17 protein-coding genes are annotated in these 16,381 nt (G+C 53.6%); 14 read left to right on the top strand and 3 right to left on the bottom strand.

What is annotated here, in order from left to right; genetic code table 11:
* Nucleotides 1-165: 165 nt before the first annotated feature.
* From mlaA to sixA, 3 genes are all read left to right on the top strand, one after another.
* Nucleotides 166-927 (top strand): phospholipid-binding lipoprotein MlaA, encoded by a 762-nt coding sequence (gene mlaA, locus PT300_13155; GenBank protein ID MDF7681483.1) that lies wholly within the window; start codon nt 166-168, stop codon nt 925-927.
* 277 nt (nt 928-1,204) lie between these two features.
* Nucleotides 1,205-1,489, top strand: coding sequence for a YfcZ/YiiS family protein (locus PT300_13150; protein ID MDF7681482.1), 285 nt, complete (start codon nt 1,205-1,207; stop codon nt 1,487-1,489).
* A gap of 146 nt (nt 1,490-1,635) precedes the next feature.
* Complete coding sequence (gene sixA, locus PT300_13145; protein MDF7681481.1) at nt 1,636-2,115, top strand: phosphohistidine phosphatase SixA; 480 nt, start codon at nt 1,636-1,638, stop codon at nt 2,113-2,115.
* Between the two features lie 18 nt (nt 2,116-2,133).
* Here the strand turns inward: sixA and smrB are convergent, their stop codons facing one another.
* Nucleotides 2,134-2,685: an endonuclease SmrB gene (gene smrB, locus PT300_13140; GenBank protein MDF7681480.1), complete on the bottom strand. Its 552-nt coding sequence runs from the start codon at nt 2,683-2,685 to the stop codon at nt 2,134-2,136.
* 163 nt (nt 2,686-2,848) lie between these two features.
* Between smrB and prmB the strand changes: the two genes are divergently transcribed.
* From prmB to PT300_13110, 6 genes are all read left to right on the top strand, one after another.
* Nucleotides 2,849-3,775 (top strand): 50S ribosomal protein L3 N(5)-glutamine methyltransferase, encoded by a 927-nt coding sequence (gene prmB, locus PT300_13135; protein MDF7681479.1) that lies wholly within the window; start codon nt 2,849-2,851, stop codon nt 3,773-3,775.
* An 80-nt stretch (nt 3,776-3,855) separates the two neighbouring features.
* A complete protein-coding gene (gene aroC / locus PT300_13130) occupies nt 3,856-4,941 on the top strand; it encodes a chorismate synthase (GenBank protein ID MDF7681478.1) in 1,086 nt (361 codons plus the stop codon).
* A gap of 3 nt (nt 4,942-4,944) precedes the next feature.
* Nucleotides 4,945-5,766: a penicillin-insensitive murein endopeptidase gene (mepA, locus tag PT300_13125; protein ID MDF7681477.1), complete on the top strand. Its 822-nt coding sequence runs from the start codon at nt 4,945-4,947 to the stop codon at nt 5,764-5,766.
* Entirely contained in the window at nt 5,766-6,575 is an 810-nt protein-coding gene (locus PT300_13120; GenBank protein ID MDF7681476.1) for a sulfite exporter TauE/SafE family protein, read from the top strand. The genes mepA and PT300_13120 overlap by 1 nt, the downstream gene beginning before the upstream one ends.
* Nucleotides 6,575-7,117, top strand: coding sequence for an elongation factor P hydroxylase (locus tag PT300_13115; GenBank protein ID MDF7681475.1), 543 nt, complete (start codon nt 6,575-6,577; stop codon nt 7,115-7,117). Before PT300_13120 ends, PT300_13115 begins: the two co-directional genes overlap by 1 nt.
* 21 nt (nt 7,118-7,138) lie before the next feature.
* Nucleotides 7,139-7,411, top strand: coding sequence for a YfcL family protein (locus tag PT300_13110; GenBank protein ID MDF7681474.1), 273 nt, complete (start codon nt 7,139-7,141; stop codon nt 7,409-7,411).
* A gap of 31 nt (nt 7,412-7,442) precedes the next feature.
* Here the strand turns inward: PT300_13110 and mnmC are convergent, their stop codons facing one another.
* Complete coding sequence (gene mnmC, locus PT300_13105) at nt 7,443-9,467, bottom strand: bifunctional tRNA (5-methylaminomethyl-2-thiouridine)(34)-methyltransferase MnmD/FAD-dependent 5-carboxymethylaminomethyl-2-thiouridine(34) oxidoreductase MnmC (protein ID MDF7681473.1); 2,025 nt, start codon at nt 9,465-9,467, stop codon at nt 7,443-7,445.
* A 161-nt stretch (nt 9,468-9,628) separates the two neighbouring features.
* On the opposite strand from mnmC, the gene fabB reads away from it, so the two are divergent.
* A complete protein-coding gene (fabB, locus tag PT300_13100) occupies nt 9,629-10,846 on the top strand; it encodes a beta-ketoacyl-ACP synthase I (GenBank protein MDF7681472.1) in 1,218 nt (405 codons plus the stop codon).
* An 80-nt stretch (nt 10,847-10,926) separates the two neighbouring features.
* Nucleotides 10,927-12,102 carry an MFS transporter gene (locus tag PT300_13095; GenBank protein ID MDF7681471.1) on the top strand — a complete coding sequence of 392 codons (1,176 nt, stop codon included), beginning with the start codon at nt 10,927-10,929 and terminating at the stop codon, nt 12,100-12,102.
* Here PT300_13095 and flk read toward each other — a convergent pair.
* Nucleotides 12,096-13,055: a flagella biosynthesis regulator Flk gene (gene flk, locus PT300_13090; GenBank protein ID MDF7681470.1), complete on the bottom strand. Its 960-nt coding sequence runs from the start codon at nt 13,053-13,055 to the stop codon at nt 12,096-12,098. The genes PT300_13095 and flk overlap by 7 nt on opposite strands.
* A gap of 290 nt (nt 13,056-13,345) precedes the next feature.
* Between flk and pdxB the strand changes: the two genes are divergently transcribed.
* The 3 genes from pdxB to truA all read left to right on the top strand — a co-directional run bounded on the left by pdxB (nt 13,346) and on the right by truA (nt 16,370).
* A complete protein-coding gene (gene pdxB, locus PT300_13085; protein MDF7681469.1) occupies nt 13,346-14,476 on the top strand; it encodes a 4-phosphoerythronate dehydrogenase PdxB in 1,131 nt (376 codons plus the stop codon).
* Nucleotides 14,477-14,541: 65 nt separating this feature from the next.
* Nucleotides 14,542-15,555 carry an aspartate-semialdehyde dehydrogenase gene (locus PT300_13080; GenBank protein MDF7681468.1) on the top strand — a complete coding sequence of 338 codons (1,014 nt, stop codon included), beginning with the start codon at nt 14,542-14,544 and terminating at the stop codon, nt 15,553-15,555.
* Nucleotides 15,555-16,370: a tRNA pseudouridine(38-40) synthase TruA gene (gene truA, locus PT300_13075; GenBank protein ID MDF7681467.1), complete on the top strand. Its 816-nt coding sequence runs from the start codon at nt 15,555-15,557 to the stop codon at nt 16,368-16,370. The genes PT300_13080 and truA overlap by 1 nt, the downstream gene beginning before the upstream one ends.
* The last annotated feature ends 11 nt before the right edge of the window (nt 16,371-16,381 follow it).

Genomic DNA, 16,381 nt, shown 5'->3' with positions numbered 1-16,381 from the left:
AGCGATACGGATTTTACAAAATGTGTATAAAATTAAAGAATAAAAACGGCGCCAGAGTAAGATATTGCTGAAAAAAACCAGAACTGGCTTGAGCGGATATCTTCATCGCGGTTAACAGGATCCGGATGACTGGCCGTAATCGCTAAAATTAACAGGGAGACACTTATGAATTTTCGCCTGTCGACACTGAGCTTGTGCGTTGCATTGCTGGCTGGCTGTGCCAGCTCTGGCTCCGATGATCAGCTCCAGCAACGTTCAGATCCGCTTGAGGGATTTAACCGAACCATGTTCGACTTCAATTTTAATGTCGTGGACCCCTATATTTTGCGCCCGGTTGCGGTGGCATGGCGTGATTATGTTCCGCAACCGGCAAGAAATGGGCTGAGTAACTTTTCCAACAATCTGACTGAACCGGCGCTGATGGTAAACGATTTCCTGAAGGGGAGCCCTTATAAAGGAATGGTGCATTTTACACGTTTTTTCCTGAATACCGTGCTCGGAATGGGCGGATTTATTGATGTTGCCGGGATGGCTAATCCCAAATTACAGCGCGTAGAGCCACAACGCTTTGGCAGTACGCTCGGTCATTATGGCGTCGGCTATGGGCCTTATATGCAGTTGCCCTTCTATGGCAGCTTTACGCCACGTGAGGATATCGGCGATATGGCCGACAATTTGTATCCGGTTCTTTCCTGGTTAACCTGGCCGATGTTTATTGGTAAATGGGCGGTTGATGGCGTTGAATCACGCGCACAATTACTCAATTCTGATGGTTTACTGCGTCAGTCGACAGATCCTTACATTATGGTGCGTGAAGCCTATTTCCAGCGACATGATTTTATTGCCAGCGATGGCAAACTTATGCCAGCCACTAACCCCAATAGCAGCGCCATTGAGAATGATCTCAGGGATATTGACGCACAATAGATCATTGCTCACAGGGATGACGCTTCATTTTGTTAATTAAATGTATTTTTTATTATCAAAATTGCTACATAATTGACAGAGAACAGGCAAATTAGTCTCTGCCAGATACATTAAATCCGGTGTTTTTTGTTTTGGATCATTTTTAACGATCAACAAGGTCACTTATGATGGCGATTAATCATTATTGATGAATGGAGAGTGACAGGCGCAGGGCGTTCGGTCACTCCATCATTTTATTTGTCTGGCACCTTGTGTGCATATAAAGAGGAAATCTACGATGAGTAAATGCAGTGCTGATGAAACTCCGGTTTGCTGCTGTATGGATGTGGGCACTATTATGGATAACAGTGATTGCACTGCCTCTTACAGCCGTGTTTTCGCCAGCCGTGCCGAGGCAGAACAAATGCTGACGACGCTGAGCGAAAAAGCCCACAGTGTGGAATCAGAACCATGTAAAATTACCGCCACTTTTATCGATGTTGCTGATGGCGTTCAGCTGGATATCGATTTTGTCTTTTGCTGTGAAGCAGAAACGTTGATTTTTCAGCTCGGTTTGCGCTAATAGCTTATCGCGCCCCTTATCTGCAGGGGCGTTTCTGCTTTATTGGCCATTGATTATCGATTAGCCTGTGCCATAAGAAGATGTAATGGCCTGCGCTCCAGGCAGCTTAAGATGATGGCGTTTCTGGTTAACAATAGTGGTGCAATATGCAAGTTTTTATTATGCGTCATGGTGACGCCGTCCTTCATGCGGCGAGTGATGCGGCTCGTCCATTAACGTCCCTCGGTTGTGAGCAATCCCGTCAGATGGCCGCCTGGTTACAGGCGCAGGATGTCGTGATTGAGCGGGTGCTGGTCAGTCCTTATCTGCGGGCGCAGCAGACGATGGATAATGTCAGTAAGGGTATCGAGTTACCTGATGATATCGCTATAATGCCGGAACTGGTTCCCGGCGGCAATGCCCGTCGTGTCGGTGACGAGCTGCAGGAGCTGGCATATGAAGGAGTGGCAAGCGTACTGGTGATTTCACATCTGCCACTGGTTGGCGATCTGGTCGCAGAGCTATGCCCACATGAATTTTCCCCCAGATTCACACCATCGACGATCGCTTGTGTCACCATCGATGACCAGGGGAACGGCAGATTTAACTGGCAGATGAGTCCCGATAAGCTAAGCCACGCACGCTAATTCTGACAGATATCAGTTTTACAGCTGTTCTGGTGGATAGCTCGGTTCCGTTTCAATCAGTATCAGTAGCGCGGCATCTCCGCCGTACTCTTTCGTTGCCTGATGAAAGGCCATGATATGAGGGTGCTGTGCCAGCCAGAGCGGCGTTTGTTGTTTGAGAATATGTTTGCCATAACCATGCATCACGCAACCACAAAACACCTGTTCGCGGCGACAGGTGGCAATCAGTGCTCCGAGCTCCTGTTTCGCCTGCAGCTGAGTCAGTCCGTGGAGATCAAGAAATATCTCCGGTGAGTAATCGCCGCGCCGCAATTTTTTTAATTCAAAAGGGCTGACATCCGGACGGCAATACTTTGCCGGCCCTTCACTGTCCAGCAACGGTTGGTATTGATCGGAAAAATAGTGGCTATTATCGATCTGTTCCTGATGTGAGCGCCGGGAAGCCATCGCAATGATTTTCTTGCGTGGTGGGCGGTGAATCAGCGTATCTTGCTTTATCTGGCGTGTCCCGCTCACCCACTGCCGGAACAATGCCTGATCTTCTTCACTGACGACTATTTTCTTTTTCACAGTTCCCCCTTCTGGTCTCATAGATAGTTTACCTGAGCGGGCGGTCATTAAGGCAAATAAAATCTGTTTTTCCCTGCCAGCTTGCCTAAGAGTGCTGATTTATCCTCGTCGTCATGGCAAACTAGCCGCCGAATTTAGCGGAGAATATCTCCCGGGAGATGGCATGAATAAAAATTTTGTTGATGAAGTCGTCAATGAGCTGCATACCCTGACGGACATGTTGCGCTGGACGATAAGCCAGTTTAGCGCGGCAGATCTCTGGTATGGGCATGGCACTGATAATCCGTGGGATGAAGCACGACAACTGATATTGCCATCCCTGTATTTACCCTTCGATTTTCCACAGGAAATGTACTCTGCGCGTCTGACCCGCACTGAAAAACAGTGTATTGTAGAGCGTGTACTGCGCCGCATTAATGAACATATTCCGGTGGCTTATCTGACTCATAAAGCCTGGTTCTGTGGTCATGAGTTTTATGTCGATGAACGTGTGCTAGTGCCGCGTTCACCGATTGCGGAATTGATTAATCATCGTTTCAGTGGGCTGATTGCTCGCGAGCCACACCATATTCTGGATATGTGTACCGGTAGCGGCTGTATTGCTATCGCCTGTGCCCATGCTTTTCCGCAGGCGGAAGTTGAGGCGGTAGATATTTCGGCGGATGCGCTGGCGGTTGCGGAATATAACATCGAAGCGCATAGTCTGATCCAGCAGGTCACACCGATTCAGTCTGATCTGTTTCGTGATCTTCCACCGCTACAGTATGATCTGATCGTGACCAATCCACCTTATGTCGATGAAGAGGATATGGCTGATCTACCAGACGAATATCGCTATGAGCCGGTACTGGGGCTGGCATCGGGTCATGATGGTCTGAATCTGACCCGGCGTATTCTGGCGCAGGCGGCAGATTATCTCAGCGATGATGGTATTCTGATTTGTGAGGTCGGAAACAGCATGGTACATCTGACAGCACAATACCCGAATGTCCCTTTTCACTGGCTGACCTTTAGCCAGGGGGGAGAGGGAGTGTTTATGCTGACAAAAGCACAATTGCTCGCTTTCCGCGCCTGTTTTACACCGCAATAACGCCGATCGCTGAACCTGTTCCGCCGGTCATTGATCGCGATACTGAGTCAGGTGACAAATAACAAAATAATGGAGTGCTGATGGCTGGAAATACAATAGGACACTGTTTTCGTGTCACCACGTTCGGTGAATCGCATGGTCTGGCGCTGGGCTGTATTGTTGACGGTATGCCGCCGGGTATGGCGCTAAGTGAAGCTGATTTGCAACCTGATCTCGATCGGCGTCGCCCGGGTTCCTCGCGTTACACCACCCAGCGTCGTGAAGCGGATCAGGTGAAGATCCTCTCAGGGGTATTCGAAGGCGTCACCACCGGCACCAGTATCGGATTAATGATTGAAAACACCGATCAGCGTTCACAGGACTACGGGGCGATCAAAGATCTCTTTCGTCCGGGACATGCGGACTATACCTATGAGCAGAAATATGGTCTGCGTGACTATCGCGGTGGCGGTCGTTCATCGGCGCGGGAAACCGCGATGCGGGTAGCGGCGGGGGCGATAGCGAAAAAATACCTTGCTGAAAAGTTCGGGATTGTGATCCGTGGTTGTCTGACCCAGATGGGGGATATTCCGCTGGCAATCAGGGAGTGGCAACAGGTGGAAAAAAATCCCTTCTTCTGTGCCGATCCTGACAAACTCGACGCACTGGACGAACTGATGCGCCAGCTGAAAAAATCGGGTGACTCGATTGGCGCGAAAGTGACCGTCGTGGCTGAAGGCGTTCCTGTAGGCTGGGGAGAACCGGTATTTGATCGCCTCGATGCCGATATTGCTCATGCCCTGATGGGTATCAATGCGGTAAAAGGGGTCGAAATTGGTGACGGTTTTGCTGTGATACCGCTACGGGGGAGTGAGAACCGCGATGAAATGACCCGCGCAGGTTTTCAGAGCAACCATGCGGGCGGTATCCTTGGCGGGATCAGCAGCGGTCAGCCGATTATTGCCCACCTGGCGCTGAAGCCCACGTCCAGTATTATGGTACCAGGACGTACCATTAATCGTTATGGTGAAGAGGTTGAGATTGTCACCAGAGGGCGGCACGATCCCTGCGTCGGCATCCGGGCAGTCCCGGTAGCCGAAGCGATGCTGGCGATTGTGCTGATGGATCATTTTATGCGTCAACGCGCACAAAATGGTGATGTCATGACCACCCTTCCACGCTGGTAATCGATGAAAATATACCTTATCGCGCTGCTGACACTGATAGGCAGTAGCTGTTTTGCCGCGACGCCGTGGCAGCGTATCAGGCAACCGATCAGTGGTACACCGCAGTCGATTGGCGCATTTGCCAATGGCTGTATTATCGGTGCGCAGCCACTGCCGCTGGAGGCTGAAAGCTATCAGGTGATGCGTAGCGACCAGTATCGCTATTTTGGCCATCCGCAGCTGATCCAGTTTATTCAGCGTCTGGGTCAACAGGTCCATCGCCAGGGGATGGGGACACTCCTTATCGGCGATATGGGAATGCCTGCAGGCGGGCGTTTCAGCACAGGTCATGCCAGTCATCAGAGTGGCCTTGATGTCGATATTTTCCTGCAGCTACCGGCGGTGCGCTGGCGCCCTGAACAACTGCTTCAGCCCCAGGCACAGGATCTGGTGACGCCAGATGGTAAACGGGTAGTGCCATCTTTATGGAGCGCACAAATCAGACAGCTGATCAAACTGGCGGCCGAAGATAGCGCGGTCACACGTATCTTTGTTAATCCGGCGATTAAACAGCAACTTTGTTATGACGCAGGGGAACAACGTGACTGGCTACGTAAAATTCGTCCGTGGTTCCAGCATCGGGCGCATATGCATGTGCGCCTGCGTTGCCCGGCGGGCAGCCCAGCGTGTGAGGACCAGGCCCCGCCACCGGCGGGAGATGGCTGTGGTGCAGAATTACAAAGCTGGTTTGCCCCTGCGCAACCTGGCGTCAAAGCGCCGGCGAAGGGAACCCCGCCGCCATTGCCGCCTGGCTGTCAGGCACTACTGAATGAGCATCGCCTGTAATGGACAGTTTGATTGATGTTTTTACCCTCTCACCGACAGCACTGCTGCTTCTTTTTGCTGTCGCGACGCTAGCGGGATTTATTGATTCGCTGGCCGGAGGGGGCGGGCTCCTGACAGTTCCGGCGCTGATGGCCGCCGGATTGTCTCCGGCGCAGGCGCTGGCGACCAATAAACTTCAGGCTTGCGGCGGCTCGTTTTCGGCGTCGCTCTATTTTATTCGTCGCAAAGTGGTCAGCCTGGATGATCAGAAAATCAATATCCTGATGACCTTTTGCGGGGCGATAGCCGGTGCCTTGCTGGTACAGCATGTGCAGTCGGATGTGCTGCGCCAGATCCTGCCAGTGCTGATCATCGCCATTGGCCTCTATTTTCTGCTTATGCCGGGTCTGGGGGATACCGATCGGCAGCGCCGTCTTTCTGGCCTGCCATTTGCGGTGTTTGCCGGGGGGGGCGTCGGTTTCTATGATGGTTTCTTCGGTCCCGGTGCGGGCTCGTTCTATGCGCTGGTTTTTGTCACCCTCGCCGGTTTTAATCTCGCGAAGTCTACCGCACACGCCAAAGTATTGAACGCCACTTCGAACCTCGGCGGGTTGCTGCTGTTTATCATCGGTGGCAAAGTGCTCTGGGCGACCGGGCTGGTGATGATGGCGGGGCAATTTATCGGTGCGCACCTCGGTTCACGTCTGGTGCTCAGTCAGGGGCAGAAGCTGATCCGGCCGATGCTGGTGATCGTTTCCGCCATCATGAGTATAAAATTACTGTATGATAGCCACAGTGCTGAAATTCTGCAGTGGTTAGGTATCGCTTAATGCAACAACATGATTATCAACAATTGATCACCCTTTTTGCTGACTGTTTCGCCGATGAATTTAATACCCGGCTGGTGAAAGGTGACGATGAGCCGATCTATCTTCCGGCTGACCAGCAAGTCCCTTATCATCGCATCATCTTTGCCCACGGTTTTTATGCCAGCGCCCTGCATGAGATATCTCACTGGTGTATTGCCGGTGAAGCGCGACGCAAACAGGTCGATTTCGGTTACTGGTATTGTCCGGATGGCCGCGATGCCAGCACACAAGCGAAGTTTGAAGATGTTGAGGTCAAACCTCAGGCACTGGACTGGCTGTTTTGCGTCGCGGCGGGTTTTCCGTTTAACGTCAGCTGCGATAATCTGGAAGGCGATTTCGAGCCGGATCGTATTGCGTTTCAGCGGCGGGTTCATCAGCAGGTGATGCATTTTTTAGCGCATGGTATTCCGCCGCGTCCGGCGCGCTTTATTGATGCGCTCCAGCGCTATTACCACACACCACCCCTGAGCGCGGAACAGTTCCCGTGGCCAGAAGATCTGTAAACGCGCCACAGAGGAAAAAATATGCCAGCCCGCTTTGAATCACGCCTTCTGACGTTAATGGATGAAATGATCGACGCTACCAGTGATGATCAACGGTTCGCCAGTAGCTATTTACATGGCCATCTGTCACTGGCCATTGCGGATCTGGAAAATCAGCAGGATGTTTCGCCGCAGATGATCCAGGATCGCGTTATGGATAGTCTGACGCAAGCCTTCAGGGCAGGGGAGCTCTCTCCCCCCGATCAGATCCTGGTGCGTAATATGTGGGCAGCGTTATGTCAGCAGGCATCGTGAATCGGCGACGTTCCCTGTCCCGACGATAGGCTCAACAGGAACAAGAGGAATAACGGCGGCTGCTGCGCTGTTTTACCTGTTTGCCTTTCAGTAGTTTTTTCACCCAGCGCCGGTTGGGGCTGAGCGCCGCCAGCGTTTCCCGATCCAGCGGCAGGGGTTCGCCGCTCATTTGTGCCGCCAGAATTTCTGCCGCTAAAGGGGCGGAGCAAAGCCCACGAGATCCCAGCGCCCCCAGCATATACAGATTGTGGTAAATCGGTGCGGCAGGCGCGCTGTCCCGATGGCTGGCAAGGGTAGCGTATTGCTGCAACGTCGCGTCATAATCGGGGACGTTGCCTGCCAGCGGTAAATGATCGCGGGTAACACAACGCACACCACAGCGTGCCTGACCAGCGCTGACATCCACGTCATGTGGCCATTGTGCCTGCGGCAGACAGTTGATCAGGCGCTGACGGTTTTGCTGCTGGTCAACGGCGCTGTAGGTAGCTTGTGGCTGTTCGCGATGATAACTGGCACCGAGACAATGGTGCTGATTATGGGGATTATGAGGGGTCAGGTAGCCATCGTAACACAACACCTGACGGAGTGCTGATAATGCCGGGGTGACAGGAATATGGCTGACTTGCCCGGCGACCGGCGAGACTGGCAGCCGGGCAGTCTGTGGGAAGTCGGTCAGGTGGTGACCATTGGCGAGCAGCACCACCGCATGCCAGTGTTGCTGGTTAAGCTGCCAGCCCTCATCGACCTGGTTCAGTGTGTCGACCTGATAACCATAATGGGTGACTAAGCCGCGCTCGGTTGCCAGCGCCATTAGCGCGGTTGTTAACTGTTGTGGGCACAACCAGCCGCCGTGAGGATAAGTGACACCGTCACAACCGGTTTCCACACCGGTGATCGATACCATCTGCTGGCGCGTGGTGGCATGAGCGAGGCTATCCGGGAGCGCCATCGCCAGCATCTGGGCTATTTTCTCGGTGCTTTTCTCATCCCAGGCGAGCTGTGTCACCCCACACCACTGGTGATCGAAGTGGAGCGGAAGTGCGTCATACAGCCGTCGTGCAAAGGTAAACGCCGCCGGAAAGAAGCGGGCGAGAGCCGGTTCATGAGGATTGAGTAAGGGATAAAACGCCCCCTGACGATTGCCGGAAGCCCCCTCCGCCGGTGAGTTATCAGCGCAATATAGCGTGACCTGCCAGCCACGGCGCAACAGTCCGAGGGCGAGCAGAGCGCTGGCAATCCCGCCGCCGATAATCGCCACCTCACGTTTCTGGCTGGCGGTACGGGCAAACCAGGGGGTACGGGGCGGGAAATTCAGCGCGCTGTTCATCTCACCAGTGAGCATTTCCCGTTTGCGGCCAAAGCCTTTGCATTTATGCAGAGTAAATCCCGCCTCCTGTAATCCCCGGCGTACAGCACCCGCCGCAGTGAAGGTCGCCAGCGTCCCCCCCTGGCGGGTCATTCTGGCCATGGCTGAAAACAGATCGGCTGTCCACATCTGAGGATTTTTTGCCGGTGAAAACCCATCAAGAAACCAGGCATCCACCTGGTGATCCATCGTATCGTCAAGCTGAGGGATCACGGTATTGATATCGCCCAGCCACAGATCAACCGTGACCCGACCCTCATCGAATAATAAACGATGGCAGCCCGCGAAAGGCAGTGGCCACTGAGCCTGTAATTGTTCTGCCCACGGTGTCAGCTCTGGCCAGCGCTGGTGCGCCTGACGCAAGGCGTCTTGTGTCAGCGGGAATTTTTCGAAGCTGATGAGGTGCAATCTTTGCAGTTGCGCGTTGGGGTTATCGCGCTGAAAGGCGGCGAATGCCTGCCAGAGTGCGAGAAAATTAAGCCCGGTACCGAAACCGCTCTCGGCGACCACAAACAGTGAACGCGGGTGAGCAGGGAAACGTGCCGTCAGATGATTGCCAGCGAGAAAAACATAACGCGATTCTTCGAGGCCATTATCAGTGGAAAAATAGACATCATCGAAATTTCGCGAAACAGGTGTACCGTCAGAGTCAAATTCAACGTTAGCAAATTGTATTGCACTTTGTTTCACGTAAGTTGCTCGAATATCAGGATGTATGATAATTTTAACCTTGCGTGTCAGCAGGTGCAAATTTATCTGGAAAATGTCTGATCGGACTTGTTCGGCGTACAAGTGTACGCTATTGTGCGACCCGAAATGAAAAATAGTCTGACTGACAATAGAGGTATTGAATGAAGCGTGCAGTGATTACTGGCCTGGGAATTGTATCCAGTATCGGTAATAACCAGCAGGAAGTCCTGACATCTCTGCGTGAAGGGCGTTCAGGGATCACTTTCTCCCAGGAGTTTCAGGATGCAGGTATGCGTAGTCACATATGGGGCAACGTTAAACTGGATACAACCGGTTTGATTGACCGTAAAATCGTCCGCTTTATGAACGATGCCTCTATCTATGCTTATCTTTCGATGCAGCAAGCGATTGCTGATGCCGGACTAAAAGACGAAGTTTACCAGAATAACCCACGTGTTGGTCTGATCGCCGGTTCCGGTGGCTCCTCAAAATATCAGGTGTTTGGTGCAGATGCGATGCGCAGCCCACGTGGTTTGAAAGCCGTGGGGCCTTACGTCGTGACGAAATCAATGGCCTCGGCCGTTTCGGCTTGCCTGGCGACACCGTTTAAGATCCACGGCGTAAATTATTCGATCAGCTCGGCGTGCTCGACCTCCGCACACTGCATTGGTAATGCGGTCGAGCAGATCCAGCTGGGTAAACAGGATATCGTATTTGCCGGTGGCGGTGAGGAACTGTGCTGGGAAATGGCCTGTGAATTTGACGCGATGGGCGCGCTGTCGACGAAATATAATGACCAGCCGCAAAAAGCGTCTCGCACCTATGATGCCAGACGTGATGGTTTTGTTATCGCCGGTGGGGGTGGCATGGTCGTCGTCGAAGAGTTGGAACATGCGCTGGCCAGGGGGGCTCATATTTACGCTGAAATCGTCGGTTATGGAGCCACTTCTGATGGTGCTGATATGGTCGCTCCATCGGGTGAAGGCGCAGTTCGTTGTATGAAGATGGCGATGCAGAGTGTCGATACGCCGATCGATTACCTCAACACGCACGGTACTTCGACTCCGGTGGGCGATGTGAAAGAGCTGGATGCGATCCGTGAAGTCTTCGGCGATAACAGCCCGGCCATCTCGGCAACCAAAGCGATGACCGGCCACTCACTCGGTGGCGCAGGTGTTCAGGAGGCTATCTATTCTCTGCTGATGCTGGAGCATGGTTTTATTGCGCCGAGTATCAATATCGACGAGATGGATGAACGCGCGACAGGGCTGAATATTATCACTCAGCCAACCGAACGCGCGCTGACTACGGTCATGTCCAACAGCTTTGGTTTCGGCGGGACGAATGCCACGCTGGTGATGCGCAAATATCGCACCTGAGTGGGTAGGTCTTCATCAGCAAATATAAGGGGGAGCCGGGGGCTTCCCTTTTCCCTTTATGGCTTCTGGAATGAAGAAGTATGTCTGTGGTAGTTAAAAAAATATCGCCTCTGGCAGCGAATATCACCTTATTTCGGCTTACCTTCGCCGTTTTTTTGACTTACATGACGGTGGGACTTCCCCTGACCGTTATTCCCCTTTTTGTCCATCAAACCCTTGGTCTGAGCAACACGATGGTGGGCATTGCTGTTGGGATCCAGTTTCTGGCAACTGTGTTGACTCGGGGCTATGCCGGACGACTGGCTGATCAATATGGCGCAAAACGTTCCGTTCTGCAGGGGATGCTGGCTTGCTCCCTGGCTGGTGGCGCATGGTTACTGGCGGTCATATTGCCGGTGACAGTGATGGAGAAATTTACACTACTGATCCTCGGTCGGTTGATGCTCGGTTTTGGCGAAAGCCAGTTACTGACGGGAAATCTGAGCTGGGGCATCGGTGTAGTGGGGCTGCAACAGTCAGGAAAAGTGATGTCCTGGAACGGCATGGCGATATATGGTGCTCTGGCTGCGGGGGCACCGCTGGGGTGGTTTATCGCCTCGCATTTTAGTATTGCGATGCTGGCTGGTGTCACGATGGCATTACCGTTTCTGGCATTAACGATGAATGGTACGGTGCATAAGGTGCCTCCTCATGGCGGGGAACGCCCCTCACTGTGGCGTATCGCAGGGCTGATCTGGCGTCCGGGGCTGGCGCTTGGTCTGCAGGGTGTCGGTTTTGCGACGATCGGGACTTTTGTTTCGCTCTACTTTGCCAGTCGTGGCTGGGCGATGGCCGGGTTGACATTAACCGCTTTTGGCGGTGCTTTCGTGCTGGTGCGACTGCTGTTTGACTGGATGCCGGATCGTCTGGGGGGAATAAAAGTGGCGATAGTCTCATTACTGATTGAGGCTAGCGGATTAATGTTGCTCTGTCTGGCGCCCAATGTCTGGATTGCGCTGATCGGGGCGGCGTTGACTGGCTGTGGTTGCTCGCTGATATTTCCGGCGCTGGGGGTGGAGGTGGTCAAACGTGTTCCCGCACAGATATGCAGCACTGCGCTTGGCGGGTATGCGGCATTCCAGGATATCTCATATGGCATTACCGGTCCGCTCAGCGGATTGCTGGCCACGTCACTGGGCTACTCGGCTGTTTTTATGGCAGCCGCAATATGCGCAATGCTGGGAATTCTGATGACGTGGCTGGTCGCACGTCAGTAATCTTTGACCAGCCACAGCAGGCCGAGCAGCAGAATCAGCGCCAGCCAGATGCGCCAGTATTTTTGCCATTGCCAGGGGGGCGCCGGAGTCAGGGGCGGCAGGCTGTGTACTCCGCTTACTTGTGAGGCAAATAGCGTATTTAACAGTGTTTCGATTTGCGTGATACTGAGCGTCGTTTGTGGCGTGGCATGCCAGTGAGCGCTGGCAAAATCGGCGATTTTTTGCCATTCGCCACTGTCCGGTGGGGGTTTCAGTGCGGCGTGAAGTGAAAGCAAGGTTGGCGCGGTCTGGGTAGCCAGTGTCTGCCGGGCATGTAACCAGTCAGAGAGCGGAGTAAAATGGCTGGCCGGGATAAGCTTCTCGCTTTTCACGCCGCACAGGGCGAGCATGGATTGCCAGATCTGTTTGCCCGATCCCCCGGTCGCTACCGCAAGCCGGGTTACCTGCTGATTGAGTGCCTGGTATTCTGCCGGTAAGAGTGGCCGTGGCGTTGACAGATGCGGGGGCGAGGCGGGCATAGAGAGCGGGTCGTTTTGCAATATCTGTAGCAGATGGTGTAACTGTTGTGGCGTCAGGGCGTGAAGCATTGTCTGGCCGTAATGCTGGCGAATATAATCACTGACCGCCTGACGATTATTGCCCTGATTGAGCAGCTCGCTGACCTGTGCCATCGTCTGTCGGTGCTGCTGATGCTGTTGTGCGACGATAAAACGCTGATTCAGATTATTTTTTGCCGCAGTAAAATGGTGTGCCAGCAGGGGAGCGTTGCCTTTCAGTCCCAAATCGTGCTTGATTCCGGCCCAGATCTCCGTGTGTTGTTGTGAGGTTAATGTGGTCAGGCGGCTTATCAGTCGTTCAAGAACAGTGCGTTGCTGAAGCGTCAGTTCGCTTTTGGTGCCAGCCGGATGAGCATCAGGGGGAGGATCAGGGAGACCAAAGGTGGGGTGTATCATGATTTATCCTTATCTGTGGCAATACGTCAGGCCGTATTGATGTTCCTGGTCATCCGATTATGACACACTTCTCATCTTTTTTACGCTTATTTTCAGGCAGGTAAAACATGAGCAATATCGGCATTGATCCTTTTTCACTGAACGTCAGGCTGATTAAGGCAATTTTTAGCGTGCCTGTCATAATCAACAATCTATCACTATGTTTTTAAAAAATTTTATCGCTGAGTTAAATTTTTTAGCGGGATGACGACAGGAGGTATCCATTGTCCGGAGTCAACAAGAGGCCATCGATCCTCGTAGATGAAAATATGCCCTATGCGCGTGAGCTTTTTAGTCGTATCGGCACAGTCAGGGCGGTAGCGGGGCGGCCACTGCCCGCCAGTGCCTTGCAGGGAGTAGATGCGCTGATGGTACGTTCAGTGACGTCAGTCAATGAGGCCCTTCTCGCCGGAAAAGGGGTTCAGTTTGTCGGTACTGCCACCGCCGGAACCGATCATGTCGATCAGGCCTGGTTGCAGCAGGCAGGGATCGGTTTTTCTGCCGCTCCAGGTTGTAATGCGATTGCCGTTGTCGAGTATGTTTTTTCCGCCCTCCTGATGCTGGCGGAACGTGATGGTTTTGCGTTGACCGATCGCTGTGTCGGCATTGTGGGGGTCGGGTATGTGGGCGGTTGCCTGCAAAAGCGGCTCCAGGCGCTGGGAGTAAAAACCCTGCTTTGCGATCCGCCGCGTGCTGACCGGGGGGATGGCGAAGATTTTCGCTCCCTTGATGAGCTGGTCGAAGAAGCGGATATTTTAACCTTTCATACCCCTTTGTACCTGACCGGGCCATATGCAACGCACCACCTTGCCGATCAGGCGCTCCTGCGGCGTCTGAAGCCTGGCAGTATATTAATTAATTCCTGCCGGGGGCCGGTGGTCGATAACCAGGCTCTCTTACAGTGCCTGCAGGCAGGGCAGTCACTGAGTGTGGTGCTGGATGTCTGGGAACCGGAGCCGGATCTGAATCTGGCGTTGCTGGCCTCTGTTGATATCGGCACGGCCCATATCGCAGGCTATACTCTCGAAGGAAAAGCGCGCGGCACGACACAGGTTTTTGAGGCTTATAGTGCTTTTCGTGGTCAGCCGCAACAGGTTGCGCTGGAGACGTTACTACCGACTCCGGCGGTGGATGGCGTCACCCTGCAGGGGGAACTCGATCAGGCGATCCTGAAAAGACTGGTTCATTTGGTGTATGATGTCCGCCGTGATGATGCGCTGCTGCGCAATGTTGCCGGGCAGGCGGGTGGCTTTGACAGGCTGCGTAAAAATTACCCGCAGCGCCGGGAGTGGTCATCATTGCGTGTACAGTGTCGTGATGCGCGCGCAGCGGCAACATTGTGTCAGCTTGGCTTTAAGGCTGAGCATCATCCTGTTGGTTAATATCTGCTTGATGTCTTTGATCACCCTTTGCGGGGACAAAGGCATAAGTTCTGGAGTACATCATCATGTCTGAAGGCTGGAGTATTGCTATCCTCGGGGCGACGGGAGCCGTCGGTGAAGCCTTGCTGGAAACCCTCGCTGAACGTCAATTTCCGCTGGCTGATCTCTATGCCCTGGCGCATGAAGAGCATGTGGGGGAATCACTGCGTTTTGCCGGTAAAACGGTCATAGTCCAGGATGCGGCTGAGTTCGACTGGACGCAGGCGCAGCTGGCCTTTTTTGCCGCTGGTAGCGATGCCAGCGCCGCCTGTATTGATGACGCCACTCAGGCCGGGTGCCTGGTTATCGATCTCAGTGGCCTGTTTGCCGGTGAACCGGATGTGCCGCTGGTGGTGCCGGAAGTGAATCCGTTTGCACTGGCGGATTACCGTAATCGTAATATTATCGCGGTGGCAGACAGCCTGACCAGCCAGCTCCTGATCGCCTTAAAACCGTTGATTGAACAGGGCGGACTGACCCGGGTTGGCGTGACCTGCCTGATCTCCGCCTCGGTTCACGGTAAAAAAGCGGTGGATGCTCTGGCAAGGCAGAGCGCCCAGCTGCTGAATGGTATCCCGATCGATGACGACGACTTTTTTGGTCAGCAACTGGCATTTAATATGTTGCCATTACTGCCGGACAGCGAGGGATGTGTACGGGAAGAACGGCTTGTTGTCGATGAAGTGCGTAAAATCCTCGGCGATGACCAGCTGATGATTTCGGTCACCGTCCTGCAGTCGCCGGTATTCTATGGTCATGGTCAGATGGTGAGCTTTGAAGCGATGCGCCCGCTGGCAGCGGAAGAGGCGCGTGATGCGTTTGCCGCTGATCCCGATATCGAGCTGGCCGAAATGGATACCTTTCCGACTCAGGTGGGCGATGCCTCCGGCAGCGCGCAATTGTCGGTCGGTTGTGTGCGTAATGATTACGGCATCCCGGAACAGATCCAGTTCTGGTCAGTGGCCGATAACGTGCGTTTTGGTGGTGCGCTGATGGCGGTGAAAATTGCTGAAAAACTGGTGCAGGAGTATCTGTACTGATGTCTGATGTTGCACCACAGCCTGAATATAAAATCGCGCTCGGTATTGAGTATGATGGCAGCCAGTATTATGGCTGGCAGCGGCAAAACGAAGTCTGTAGCATCCAGGAGAAACTGGAGCAGGCGCTGGCACAGGTGGCCAATGAACCGGTGCAGGTTTTCTGCGCCGGGCGCACCGACGCCGGTGTGCATGGCACCGGCCAGGTGGTACATTTTACCACTCATGCGCAACGTCAAACGGTGGCCTGGACGCTGGGTGTCAACGCCCATTTACCCTGTGATATTGCGGTACGCTGGGCAAAACCGGTGGCTGATGATTTTCACGCCCGCTTCAGTGCCACGGCACGTCGTTACCGCTACATTATCTACAATCATCGCCTGCGCCCGGCGATATTAAGCCGGGGCGTCACCCATTATCACCTGCCGCTTGATTGCGACAAGATGCAACGTGCCGCCCGCTGCCTGATCGGCGAACATGATTTTAGCTCATTTCGTGCCGTACAGTGCCAGTCGCGCACGCCGTGGCGTCATGTCAGCCATATTGATATCACCCGTCATGGTCGGTATGTGGTTGTCGATATTAAAGCCAACGCCTTTGTCCATCATATGGTCAGGAATATTGTTGGCAGTCTGCTCGAAGTAGGCAACGGCAATCAGGCGGAGAGCTGGCTGGCGGAACTGCTGGCCGCGAAAGACCGAACCCTGGCCGCCGCGACGGCAAAAGCGGCAGGGCTATATCTGGTCGCGGTAGACTATCCGGAACATTACGCTATTCCGGTTATGCCGATGGGCCCGCTGTTTCTCACCGACGAGTAAAAATGGAGTGA

The sequence above is a fragment of the Enterobacteriaceae bacterium ESL0689 genome (genome assembly GCA_029433525.1).
In the GTDB taxonomy this organism is placed as follows: Bacteria; Pseudomonadota; Gammaproteobacteria; order Enterobacterales; family Enterobacteriaceae; genus JAQTIF01.
Note: the sequence above shows the minus strand (reverse complement) of the source record. Positions and strands in the feature narration are given on the sequence as shown.